The organism is Mesorhizobium sp. M7A.F.Ca.CA.002.15.2.1 (assembly GCF_003998715.1).
GTDB lineage: Bacteria > Pseudomonadota > Alphaproteobacteria > Rhizobiales > Rhizobiaceae > Mesorhizobium > Mesorhizobium ciceri.
Window position 1 is genome coordinate 1 of sequence record NZ_RZPI01000100.1, and the last position, 11,449, is coordinate 11,449.

Here is an 11,449-nt window from a genome sequence, read left to right on the forward strand (position 1 = left end):
GCGCCATGTTCATCGATTGCGACGAGTATTTGGTTATGGCGTCGTTGAGGGTGAAGCCGGCCATCGCCACCATCATGAACAACGCGCCGTGAAGATTTGGAGACAGGGGCAAGACGGCTACCGGTTCTGCTAATACATATCGCCCAAAAGTGACCTCGGTTTTGGGGAAACGACATGCATAAGAAACAAAGACCTGAAGCGCGTGGCCTGAATCCGTTCAAACGCGACGCGCTTTAGGCAGCAAGCCTGTAACAGTCGGGCATGAAACAGCAACAGCAAAGGACTGGGCCACAGCCTTGTTTGTGGCCCGGAATATCGCCTGCGATGGCGAACTTACTTCTTCGGCGTAAGCACCTCGGTGCCATTGCCTTCCTTGCCGGCGATCGTCCAAAGACCGTGCAGCGAACCGTCCGCCGCCACCTTGTAGACGACGAGGCCAATGTCCTTGTCCATGACATAGCCGGCGGAGAAGGCATCATCGTTGCGCATGCAGATGCCGTCGGAAGATGAGCCACCAGTTTCCCAATGGATCGCGCAGGTCGTCCCGCTGGTCAGCGTGATGGTGGCTTCGCCGCCATAGGCCGAGCCGTCGAAGTTGGTGCCGGCGACCGTATAGGTGCCGCCGATCGACTGCGCCGCCGCGGGCACGGCCGCGAGGCCAAGCAGTGCCAGAGAAAGAACGAGTTTGCGCATGGTGTATCCCCCTGCGAGCGAAGAGCAGCTTCCAGGGGAAGGCTAGGCTGGAACAGACTGGCCGTAAATCCGGCTGCGGTTCGCGAACAAGACTTTTTCTGGGGTGTGGTCCGAAACCGTCATGGCCCCTTGAGACTGCCGGCGATGGCGCCGACCAGCGGATCGTATTTCGACTTCAGCGCCGGCGGGTAGTCGACCCAGACCGTACGGATGATACCGTCTTTCCCAAACAGACGTCGCTCGTAGAATATCTTTCCATCCCTCAGGCCCGACAGCACGGCCCAGTCCTTTCCGGCCTTGCTGTAGGTGACCTTGTAGCCCGGCTTCTTGCTCGCCTTCTCCGCCGCGACAAAGCCTTTCGGCGTGTCGTCGTCGACGTTGAGGATGCCCGAGCAGATCAGGCTGGCGCCATCGGCGCTCAGCCATTGCTGTCCGTCGCCATTGTCGGGCTCCGGCTGGCGATCGGTGAAGACGTCGTCGGGAAAGGTGCAGACAGTGCCGAAGCGATCGTTCACATAGGTGAATGGCGCGGCGACCGCACTGGTTGCTGCCATTGTCGCAATGACCAGGAATGAAGAGTGCAGCCGCATGCTCGCCTCGAAGTCATGATCCCGAAGCGATATTGCATGAATTTCACGGAAAGATCAGCCGCCAGTGACGCTCATGTGGCGTGACACCGATGGGCGGCTGGTGCGGCGGTCGATGATGAAGTCATGGCCCTTGGGCTTGCGGCCGATGGCTTCGTCTATAGCTTCGGCGACCAGCTCGTTGCCTTCCGAGGCGCGCAAGGGCGCGCGCAGATCGGCGGCATCTTCCTGGCCGAGACACATATAGAGGGTGCCGGTGCAGGTCAGCCGGACGCGGTTGCAGCTCTCACAGAAATTATGCGTCATCGGCGTGATGAAGCCGAGCCGTCCGCCGGTCTCGGCGACCTGGACGTAGCGCGCCGGGCCGCCGGTCTTGAAGGGAATGTCGGTCAGCGTGAACTGGCGTTCGAGCGACGCGCGCAGCAGCGACAGCGGCAAATACTGGTCGGTGCGGTCGGCATCGATCTCGCCCATTGGCATGGTTTCGATGACCGTCAGGTCCATGCCGCGGCCATGCGCCCAGCGCATCATCTCGGGCAGCTCGGCGTCGTTGAAATCCTTCAACGCCACTGCGTTGAGCTTGACCTTGAGCCCGGCCGCCTGCGCGGCATCGATGCCTTGCATGACCTTGTCGAGATGGCCCCAGCGGGTGATCTTGTGGAATTTGTCGGCATCGAGCGTATCGAGCGAGACGTTGATGCGCCTGACGCCGCAATCGGCGAGTTCGGCGGCAAAGCGCGACAGCTGCGAGCCGTTGGTGGTCAGCGTCAGTTCTTCCAGCGCGCCGCTTTCGAGATGCCGCGACAGCTGGCGCACCAGATGCATGATGTTCTTGCGCACCAGCGGCTCACCGCCGGTCAGCCGCAATCGCCTGACGCCCTTTTCGATGAAAACCGTGCACAGCCGGTCGAGCTCTTCCAGCGACAGCAGGTCCTTCTTAGGCAGGAAGGCCATGTCCTCGGCCATGCAATAGGTGCAGCGGAAATCGCAGCGGTCGGTAACCGACACGCGGAGATAGCTGATCGTGCGGCCGAAAGGATCAATCATGTCCATGCTTCAAGCGCTTCCCGTGGCCGTGAACGGCTTCGTTATATACCGCTATGTGATACGATCCGGCCTGCTGTTCAAGATAGCGCCTCTCGATCTTTGGTAACATCTCTCAGCCGACATCGCATGTCGGTCGGTCTCATCAGACCTTTTCCCGTTTGGCGAAGCGGCGTAGGGAAGGGCGGATGACACGGGATCGAACAGCATGACCGCACCGAAAGAACTCAGGGTTTCCAAGGACCGCAAACTTCTGTCCGTCACCTTTCCCGACCACCATCCGTTCGAACTGCCGGCGGAACTGCTGCGCGTCGCCTCGCCATCGGCCGAAGTGCAGGGCCATTCGCCGGATCAGCGGGTGACGGTCCCCGGCAAGCGCAATGTGGCGATCCTGAAGATCGAGCCGGTCGGCAACTACGCCGTGCGCATCACCTTCGACGATTTCCACGACACCGGCATCTTCACCTGGAATTACCTGCATACGCTCGGCCACGAGAAGGATGCGCGCTGGGAAGCCTATCTCGCGGAGCTTGCGGAAAAGGGCCTTAGCCGGGACCGCTAGGGCATCGCTGTCGTGAAGATGTCATCGATCTGGGGTAGCGCCGGCAAAGGTTTGGAGGCGAAAACATGTCCGTCATCACCACGGTCGAGCAGCTCGAGGCACTCTATGGCGTTCCAGGCGAGGCCTCGCTGGTCAAGGAACTCGACCACATCATTCCCGAATATGCCGCCTTCATCGAAGCCTCGCCCTTTGTCGCGCTGGCGACCAGCGGGCCGGAGGGGCTTGATTGCTCGCCGCGCGGCGATCTCGCCGGCTTCGTGCGCATCCATGATCCGAAAACGCTGATGATGCCGGACCGACGCGGCAACAACCGCGCCGATTCGCTGAAAAACATCATTCGCGACCCACGCGTCGGCCTGCTGTTCCTGGTGCCGGGCTCCGGCACGACGCTGCGCGTCAATGGCCGCGCCCACATCACAACGGATACAGCGCTGTGCGCGTCATTCACGGTGGACGGCAAGGCGGCGCGATCGGTGACCGTCGTCGACATCGATGCGGTCTATTTCCAATGCGCCCGGGCCATCGTCCGCTCCGAGCTCTGGAACCCGGCAAGGCATGTCGAGCCGAAGTCGCTGCCGACGCCCGGACAGATCCTGGAAATCACCAGCCGCAAGAACATCGACGGCGAAACCTACGACAAGGAATGGCCGGAACGGGCGAAGAAGACGATGTGGTAAGGTTGGGCTGAAGGGCGCTCAAGCCTCATTCAGCACATCATAGATCTTGCGCATCTGCTCGCCGATCATGTCGCATTGCTCCGGCGTCGACTGGCTCATCGCCTTCTCGATCAGCGCCATATGCACTTTCAGCGCCTGCATCAGCAGCGCCTCGCCGGCCTCGGTGAGCGCGAGCCGCAGGATGCGCTTGTCCTTCTCGTCGCCTTCGCGACGCAGCAGGCCACGCGCTTCCAGCTGCGGCAACAGCATGGTGATGTTGGAGCGGCCGACGAGCAGCTTGCGGGCAAGATCGTGCTGCGACATTCCGGGGTGGCGATAGAGGTTCATCAGCACGTCGAGCTGCGCCGGCTTCAAATCGAGCGGCGCAAGTTTCACCGCCAGCGTGCGCTCAAGCACATGGCAGGCGCGCGCCACCGCGACCCAGTTGCGGAAACGCGGGTTGTCCCAAGGCAGCTCTTGTTTATTGTTCATCTTTGAACTATTATGTTCATGCTTGAACGTATGGATGGATTCTCACTATGGCATCATTCGGGCTGAAGGTCATCCGGGGCGTGTTCGGTGCGGCAGAGCGTGTCGCGCCGCGGCTCAGCGGACGCGCGGCGTTCGAATTGTTCTGCCGCACCCCGAATGTCAAGGCGCTCAGCGATGGCGAGCGCCGCGCTGTCGAGCGTGCGACGGGGTTCATGACCGAGGCGCGTCATCACCGGCTGAAGACCGCGACCGGCTGCGTCATGGTGCACGAGTTCCGGCCCGAGCCGGGCAGGGCGGCCGTCGGCACGGTGCTCGTCGTCCATGGCTGGCGCTCGCGCACCGAATATATGCGCGCCTTGATCGAAGGCTATCGCGCCGCCGGCTACAGGGTCGTTTCGCTCGACCTGCCTGGCCACGGCCAGTCGCAGGGCCGGCGCCTGAACATGGTCAATGCGGTGGATGCGGTGCGGGTTGCCGGCGAATGGTTCGGCCCGTTCGCGGCGGCGGTTGGCCATTCCTTCGGCGGCGCCGTCGCCGCCAATGCCATCGCCGGTTCGGTCAAGAACATCCCGCCGCTGGCGGCGGGACGCCTGGTGCTGATCGCGGCGCCAAGTTCCCTGCCGGCGATCTTTGCCGACTTCAGTCATATGTTGAATGTCGGCCCGCGCTCGCAAGCCGCCATGGCGGACCGGGTCGAGCATCTTTCCGGCCGGCCGCTGCACGAATTCACCGGCGACCGCCAGCTCGCCCAGGCACCGGTGCCGACCCTGGTCATCCACGCGCCGGACGACCGCGAAGTCTCGGCCGATCACGCAAGGCGCTATGCCGGTGCCGGCGGCCATGTGCGGCTCTACTGGGCCGACGGGCTTGGCCATCGCCGCATTCTTGCCGACAAGGGCGTGGTCGAACGCGCGGTCGGCTTCGTGACGCATCGCGAGCCATTGCTGCTGCATTGAGCGGCGGTCGAGATTATTTCTTCTGCTCGCCGGGTTCGACCGGCAGTCCGGCGGCCTTCCAGGCGGTGTAGCCGCCGAGGATGTGCTTGACCGGCGAAAGCCCCATGTCCTGCGCCGTCTTTGTGGCCAGGGCAGAGCGCCAGCCGCCGGCGCAGAAGAACACGAAGCTCTTTCCCGAGGCGAAGAACGGCTTGTGGTAAGGGCTTTCGGGGTCGATCCAGAATTCCAGCATGCCGCGCGTGACATGCTTGGCGCCCGGAATCCGGCCGTCGCGTTCCACTTCGCGTGGATCGCGCAGATCGACGAAGATGGTGTCTTCATCGTCGAGCAGCCCGGCCGCTTCCTCCGGCGAAACCACCTCGATCACGGCATTCGCCTCGTCCAGCAGCTCGCGATAACCCTTTTTCACGCTCTCGTCCCTCCCGGCCTTGCTGGCGGATTTCGAGCACACCAGCCGGCGTTTGTCACGCCGCGTTGCCGCCGGCCAACGTCTGCCAGGCAGCCATGGCCCCGGCAACCGTCGCCAGCAGGGCAGCGTGCAAGGCGCCGTCTCGCGCCTGGATCGACATGCCGTGCTGGACCGTGGCGAAGAAGGTCGCGGCAGCGCTCGCGTCGAAATCCGCCGGCAATTCGCCTTCGGCAATACCGCGCTCCAGACGTTTTTGCAGGGCGGTGTGGTTTTCGGCACGACGGCGGCGCAGATCGTCGCAGATGGCGCCGCGGCTCGAATCCTGATGCAGTGCGCCCAGCGTGATCAGGCAGCCCTGCGGGCGATCGCTCTGCGCATAGGCTTTCGCCGTCAGGCACAGGAATTGTTCGATCGCCTGCCGCGCGGTCGGAGCCTCGTCCAATGCCAGCCAGATGTCGGCACCCTCGGTGTGCGAGTAAAAATCCGTCGCCTCCAGGAACAGCGCCTCCTTGCTGCCGAAGGCAGCGTAGAGGCTGGGCGAGTTGATGCCCATGGCGGCGGTCAGTTCGCTCATCGATGCACCTTCGTAACCACGCGCCCAAAACACCTGCATCGCGCAACGCAGGGCTGCGGTTCGATCGAAGGTGCGGGGACGGCCTCGTTCCGACATGACGCTCTTTCTGTGTTGATCGATACATAATTCAGTTGACGCCAGCGGGCAAGGCTGACAGATATTTATGTATCGATCATTACATAAAAGGAGAATTCGATGTCTTCCAGCAGATTGAACGGCAAGGCCGCGCTCGTCACCGGCGGCAGTCGCGGCATCGGCGCAGCGATTGCGCGGAGGCTGGCGGCCGATGGCGCCAGCGTCGCGCTGACCTATGTGCATGGCGAGGAACAGGCCCGCGCTGTCGTCGCCGAGATCGAGGCCAAGGGCGGCCGCGCCATCGCGATCAAAGCCGACAACCGCGATGCGGTCGCCCTAGACAAGGCAGTCGACGACGCCGTAACCGCCTTTGGCCGGCTCGACATCCTGGTCAACAGCGCCGGCATCTGGCGCGCCGCCCCAATCGACACGCTGTCGCTCGCCGATTTCGACGAGACCATGGAGGTCAATCTCCGGGCCCCATTCATCGCTTCCAAGGCCGCGGCCGCCCATATGGGTGAGGGCGGCAGCATCATCTCGATCGGCAGCAACCTTGCCGAGCGGGCCGACGGCAGCCTCACGGCCTATTCAGCCAGCAAGGCGGCGCTGGTCGGCCTGACCAAGGCGCTGGCGCGTGACCTCGGCCCGCGCGGCATCACCGCCAATGTCGTCCACCCCGGTTCGACCGACACCGACATGAACCCGGCCGACGGCCCGCATGCCGAGCATCAGCGCCGGAAGATGGCAACGCCGCGCTTCGGCAAGGCCGACGACATTGCCGGCATGGTCGCCTGGCTCGCAGGCCCGGAAGGCCGCTTCGTCACCGGCGCTGCCCTGACCATCGACGGCGGCGCCAACGCCTGATCCCGCGGGGATTTCCGGCTGGGGCGGAACCACCCTCCGCTCCAGCCGTCACGATCTTGTGAAACCGTTCTGCAACAGGCTTTCCAAAATTTATGAAAGCTTAACGAAATCGGTATGAATCAGTATAGTCGCGCCTTACATCCGCCATGCGGTGAGCGGGACGATCGAGCGTGCGGAACGGGAACCGGTTGCGGCCGGAGCGGGTGATTCATGAAATTCCTCGGAAACAAAGCAACCGTGATGCCGCTGATGGCAATCACGGCGACGCTGGCTTTCGGTGTACCCCAGGCAGGCGCGCAGGGGCTCTTCGACATGCTTTTCGGCGGCGGCGTCAGGCATGCGCCGAAAGGCGAGTTTCCGCCCCCGCCACCGAAGAACAAGCCAAAGCCGAAAGTGTCCGGTGGCGGCGGCGGCAATGTGAAGATCAGCAGCCCGTCCTACTACACCTACAAGGCCGACCGGCTGGTTCGCGTCGACTTCTCGGCATTGGCCGCGACGCCGGCGCAGGCGACACCGCAGGACGCCGCCTTCGTCCCGTCGGCTACGGGTGCCGCGTTTCGTGATGCGGTTGCCAGCTTGGGCGACTACGAATTCTTAGCCGAGCCCGACATCGCCAAGGCGCTGATCGCGTACTACTCGGCCAATCCGGATTTCATCTGGATAAGCGGAACCAGCCTCAACAGCCGTGCGCAGGATGCGGTGCGGGTGCTTGGCGAGGCTTCAAGCTATGGCCTCACGCCCGCCGACTATACGGTCGAAGTGCCCGCTGCCGGCGCATCGACGACCGATGCCAATGCGCAACTGAAAGAACTCGTCCGTTTCGAGATGGCGCTTTCGGCGCGTGTGCTGCGCTATGCCCACGACGCCCAGAACGGCCGCGTCGATCCCAACCGCATGACCGGCTATTATGATTTCCCGGCCAAGCCGCTCGATCTGCAAGGCGTGCTGAAAACGCTGGCGCATACCCAGCAGGTGCGCACCTATCTCGAATCGCGGCACCCGCAGAATGCGGAATACCAGGCGCTGCGCGTCGAACTGGAAGCGCTGCAGGCCAGTGCGGAAAACGAAATCGTCGTCGACCCCAAACTGTTGTTGAAGCCGGGCGAAACCAGCCCCGAACTGCCGAAGCTGCTGACCCTGATCGCGCGCAATCTCGATGACGAGATGGGCGGCGCCTATGGCGAGGTCCTGTCCAGGCTGGCCACCAGCGAAGTTTATGATCCGGAACTGATCCCGGTCATCAAGGCCGTGCAGCAAAAGGCAGGCATGAAGGGCGACGGCGTCATCGGCCCGCGCACCGTCGCGTCGCTGGCCGGAACATCCAAGGCCGACAAGTTGCTGAAGGTGGAAGTGGCGCTGGAGGAACTGCGCTGGCTGCCCTCCGATCTCGGCAGCCCGCGCGTCTTCATCAACCAGCCGGCCTTCACCGCGAGCTACATCGACAATGGCGAGGAAAAGCTCAAGACGCGTGCCGTCATTGGCCGGACCACCAACCAGACCTCCTTCTTCTACGACCAGATCAAGCAGGTCGATTTCCATCCCTATTGGGGCGTGCCCCAGTCGATCATCGTCAACGAGATGCTGCCGAGATTGCGCAACGATCCGGGCTATCTCGACCGGGCCGGCTATGAGGTGACGGATTCGCGCGGCAAGCGCATTCCTTCGTCGGCGGTCAACTGGGGCGCCTATGGCTCGAACATCCCATACAGCGTGCGCCAGCAGCCGAGCGAGGCCAACGCGCTGGGCGAGTTGAAGATCCTGTTCCCCAACAAGCATGCGATCTACATGCACGACACGCCGCAGAAATCGTTCTTCCAGCGCGATATGCGCGCGCTCAGCCATGGCTGCGTGCGGCTGCAGGACCCGCGCGGCATGGCGGCGGCGGTGCTTGGCACCTCCGTGGACTATATCGCCGAGAAGCTGAAGCACGGCCACGCGACCGAGAACGTGACACGCACGATCCCGGTCTATGTCGCCTATTTCACCGCATGGCCCGATCTGTCGGGCAAGGTCGAATATTTCGGCGACGTCTACGACCGCGACTCGCGGCTGAAGCAGGCCCTGGATGCCACGGAGGCGGTTCGCTCGCCTTCGAGTTGATTTAGCGCTCGAACAGTGGCCGTCGGAAGCCGGCGTCGCGCCCGGCGATCAGCCAATAGAGCAACCCGGCGACAAGGCCGGCAGCGGCAATGATGCCGATGTCGACCCAACGCTCCGGGTCCATGTCCTCCGGTGCGCTCGGCCAGATCAGGGCGAAGCCGCCGACTGCGGCGCCAGCGCCGAAAACCATGTGCAGCAGGACATTGCGCAGCGAGAAGAACTCTGCGATCAGCGCGAAGATCAACGTTTGCAGCGCGGTCACCACGATCGTCAGGAAATAGACGAACATGCCGAGCGGCGGCACCAGCAGCACCGCGATCGGCGAAACACCCATGACGTCGAAATAGTTGGGCGCATTGGGCAAGGAACTGAGCACGCCATAGATCACCGCCACGGCGATCAGGCCGACCAGCACCGATACGAAGTAGCCGGCCAACATCATCAATATGCGCTTCATCACGTGCTTTGCCGTCGCCATCCCCATCCCCCAATGCGGCGCCCGGAGCTATTCCAGGAAACGACAGTCAGCCATCAAAGCACGACTGACGCAAGGGGAGGCGCCCGCGCCAGGGCGATCGCCGAAGTTGGCGCCGGGAGCCTGTGACGCAGCCGAGAACGAATTCGCGTCGGAGCGCCCCTATTTCGGCTCCGCCGTCACAGGATCGTAGGTGATTTCGACCTTCGCCTTGTCCGCCGTGTAATAGGTGACGGTGTAGGCGCCGCTGTCCCAGTCGACCTCGTCCACATAGCGAAAGCCGTCGCGCTGCTCGACCTTGGCGATGATCTCCGACAGCTTCTTGGCATTGGGCGGCGGCAGCGGCTTGTCGTCCGCGGCCAAGGCCGGCGCGACGGCGAAAAGAACGGCGACGCTGGTCGCCAGCAGAAATCTGGACATGGCTTTCCCTCAAGTTTCGTCGGGGAGAAACTCGCTGGCGTACCGGTTTGTTCCGCGGGTGGAATGCGTGCCGATTCAGTCCACCGGTTTGCAGCTGCCCGAACGAGGGGCCGCTGCCCGCTTGACTTACGCGGCGCGTCGTTGAGCGGGGTGGAGACCTGAACGGGTTCGGCGAGGGTCGACGGCGGTCACGATGCTGTGGTGGTGATCGCAATAGACGCGATCCGCCGAAGTTGGCCCGGCACAAAAACGATAACCGCCGGGTACCGACCGGTCTTCGCTTACCGGGAAGCGGCACTGATAGACGCCTAGCTGAATGAGGGGGACGTCTTTCGAAATTGGTCTGACATTTTCAGGCATGGTTTTTCAGGTTCCTGGTTCATAGCCATTGCCGGCTGACGGCCGCTATGCGACCGCGTCAAGCGAGCTTCTCTCGTTTGGAGGGCTGTGGATCACCATATGGTGTCGATCGCAGCGTCAATGAAGGCCGAAACCCCGCTTTCGCAAGCCAATCCTTGCGACTTAAGGCCACACTGGCTGCTGGGCGGGCGAGCTACGGGAGCGAGTACATTTTGTCAGCAGACAGTGCGGTCGCGTCCAGGAGCATCTCTTCGAACCGTTGCGCCGGTGCTATGGTGTGCCTGCATGATCAGACAGCAGGGATATGAGGCATGCCCGAAATCACACGCCGTACACTTCTTGCGTTCACCGCCGTGGCCTCGGTTGTTGAACCGACATTTGCCGAAGCGGAAGGGGCCTCACCCGAATTGCGGGCGCTGATCGGAGCCCATGAAGCCAGCTATGTCGGGCTTCACAGGGTTGTTCATCAAGCGGGCAGCAGCAGCCACGATCGCAAGAGGGCAGACCGGATTGAACAGGAAGCATTGCTTGCCATCTGCTCCTATCCTGCGATCAGCCGAGGCGACCGCCGGGCCAAGGCCGATTACCTGTTGACCGCCGAGGCTCGGGGCGAACTCGACCTGGAAGAGCACATGCAGGCCATCCTGCACGCGATGAAGCGCTGATCGCGGCTCGACCGGCGTAGGGCAGAGTTTGGCCCCATCGACAGGAGTTCATGCGCGGCGACTATCTCGCCGCCTTCCATTGCTGCGACTACGCATCTTTGGCTAACGGACGAAGCGGTCAGCGACCTGTCGGGCAAGTGGCGCTCGATGAAGCCCGGCCCATGGAGCAAGCCCGAGCGCTGAGCCGGAACAACGCTATACGGTCTTTTGCGCCGACGACCGCATCGAGGGTGTCGTTTTGGGATCGCGAACAGATGAAGGTCCAAAACGGCTCCGACGTCTGCCCGTTCCAGAGATATGCGAGCTACAGCAGCGCGTGGAATTCGCCCAGAAGAATTTTTGGCGGGCAAGGGGCGGGGTGTAGTTGCTAGGCATTTTGGGGTGCGGCGTTCAGGAAGGCCGATGGTGGGCGATGCAGGGATTGAACCTGCGACCCCACCCGTGTGAAGGGTGTGCTCTCCCGCTGAGCTAATCGCCCGCTCGTTGCCCGAAGGCCAAGCGAGCCGCGATATAAGGA

General features: G+C 62.9%; 14 protein-coding genes, 1 tRNA gene and 1 pseudogene. 6 read left to right on the forward strand and 10 right to left on the reverse strand.

The features are described from left to right. The 4 genes and pseudogenes from ENZ74_RS35015 to moaA all read right to left on the reverse strand — a co-directional run. A pseudogene (locus ENZ74_RS35015) lies at positions 1–112 on the reverse strand (EamA/RhaT family transporter); the annotation flags it as partial. Positions 113–333: 221 nt separating this feature from the next. Further along, complete coding sequence (locus ENZ74_RS08735; protein WP_013531701.1) at positions 334–693, reverse strand: hypothetical protein; 360 nt, start codon at positions 691–693, stop codon at positions 334–336. A gap of 119 nt (positions 694–812) precedes the next feature. Continuing rightward, a complete protein-coding gene (locus tag ENZ74_RS08740) occupies positions 813–1,247 on the reverse strand; it encodes a hypothetical protein (protein WP_244514299.1) in 435 nt (144 codons plus the stop codon). Positions 1,248–1,337: 90 nt separating this feature from the next. Further along, positions 1,338–2,333, reverse strand: a complete 996-nt coding sequence (gene moaA / locus ENZ74_RS08745; RefSeq protein ID WP_013531699.1) for a GTP 3',8-cyclase MoaA — start codon at positions 2,331–2,333, stop codon at positions 1,338–1,340. A 199-nt stretch (positions 2,334–2,532) separates the two neighbouring features. On the opposite strand from moaA, the gene ENZ74_RS08750 reads away from it, so the two are divergent. Together ENZ74_RS08750 and ENZ74_RS08755 are read left to right on the forward strand one after the other, a co-directional pair. Next, complete coding sequence (locus tag ENZ74_RS08750) at positions 2,533–2,886, forward strand: DUF971 domain-containing protein (RefSeq protein WP_013531698.1); 354 nt, start codon at positions 2,533–2,535, stop codon at positions 2,884–2,886. Positions 2,887–2,951: 65 nt separating this feature from the next. Further along, complete coding sequence (locus ENZ74_RS08755; RefSeq protein ID WP_063167992.1) at positions 2,952–3,563, forward strand: pyridoxamine 5'-phosphate oxidase family protein; 612 nt, start codon at positions 2,952–2,954, stop codon at positions 3,561–3,563. A gap of 18 nt (positions 3,564–3,581) precedes the next feature. On the opposite strand, the gene ENZ74_RS08760 is transcribed toward ENZ74_RS08755, so the two are convergent. After that, entirely contained in the window at positions 3,582–4,034 is a 453-nt protein-coding gene (locus tag ENZ74_RS08760; protein WP_013531696.1) for a MarR family transcriptional regulator, read from the reverse strand. A gap of 47 nt (positions 4,035–4,081) precedes the next feature. Here ENZ74_RS08760 and ENZ74_RS08765 point away from each other — a divergent pair, with 47 nt between their 5' ends. Continuing rightward, on the forward strand, positions 4,082–4,990 hold the full coding sequence (locus tag ENZ74_RS08765) for an alpha/beta fold hydrolase (protein ID WP_027161593.1): 909 nt from the start codon (positions 4,082–4,084) through the stop codon (positions 4,988–4,990). Between the two features lie 13 nt (positions 4,991–5,003). Here the strand turns inward: ENZ74_RS08765 and ENZ74_RS08770 are convergent, their stop codons facing one another. After that, positions 5,004–5,399: a rhodanese-like domain-containing protein gene (locus ENZ74_RS08770; protein WP_063167993.1), complete on the reverse strand. Its 396-nt coding sequence runs from the start codon at positions 5,397–5,399 to the stop codon at positions 5,004–5,006. Positions 5,400–5,454: 55 nt separating this feature from the next. Continuing rightward, on the reverse strand, positions 5,455–6,069 hold the full coding sequence (locus tag ENZ74_RS08775) for a TetR/AcrR family transcriptional regulator (protein WP_063167994.1): 615 nt from the start codon (positions 6,067–6,069) through the stop codon (positions 5,455–5,457). Between the two features lie 99 nt (positions 6,070–6,168). On the opposite strand from ENZ74_RS08775, the gene ENZ74_RS08780 reads away from it, so the two are divergent. Together ENZ74_RS08780 and ENZ74_RS08785 are read left to right on the forward strand one after the other, a co-directional pair. Continuing rightward, entirely contained in the window at positions 6,169–6,912 is a 744-nt protein-coding gene (locus ENZ74_RS08780) for a 3-oxoacyl-ACP reductase family protein (RefSeq protein ID WP_063167995.1), read from the forward strand. 210 nt (positions 6,913–7,122) lie between these two features. After that, positions 7,123–9,012, forward strand: a complete 1,890-nt coding sequence (locus tag ENZ74_RS08785; protein ID WP_063167996.1) for a murein L,D-transpeptidase — start codon at positions 7,123–7,125, stop codon at positions 9,010–9,012. A gap of 1 nt (position 9,013) precedes the next feature. Here ENZ74_RS08785 and ENZ74_RS08790 read toward each other — a convergent pair whose 3' ends face one another. Both ENZ74_RS08790 and ENZ74_RS08795 read right to left on the reverse strand, forming a co-directional pair. Beyond that, the gene (locus ENZ74_RS08790) at positions 9,014–9,496 is read right to left on the reverse strand and encodes a hypothetical protein (protein ID WP_063167997.1); all 483 of its coding nucleotides are present in this window, start codon (positions 9,494–9,496) and stop codon (positions 9,014–9,016) included. Positions 9,497–9,649: 153 nt separating this feature from the next. Continuing rightward, the gene (locus ENZ74_RS08795) at positions 9,650–9,907 is read right to left on the reverse strand and encodes a PepSY domain-containing protein (RefSeq protein WP_013531689.1); all 258 of its coding nucleotides are present in this window, start codon (positions 9,905–9,907) and stop codon (positions 9,650–9,652) included. Between the two features lie 671 nt (positions 9,908–10,578). Here ENZ74_RS08795 and ENZ74_RS08805 point away from each other — a divergent pair. After that, positions 10,579–10,932 (forward strand): hypothetical protein, encoded by a 354-nt coding sequence (locus tag ENZ74_RS08805; protein WP_013531688.1) that lies wholly within the window; start codon positions 10,579–10,581, stop codon positions 10,930–10,932. Between the two features lie 403 nt (positions 10,933–11,335). Here the strand turns inward: ENZ74_RS08805 and ENZ74_RS08810 are convergent. Next, positions 11,336–11,410, reverse strand: a tRNA-Val gene (locus tag ENZ74_RS08810). Positions 11,411–11,449: the final 39 nt, after the last annotated feature.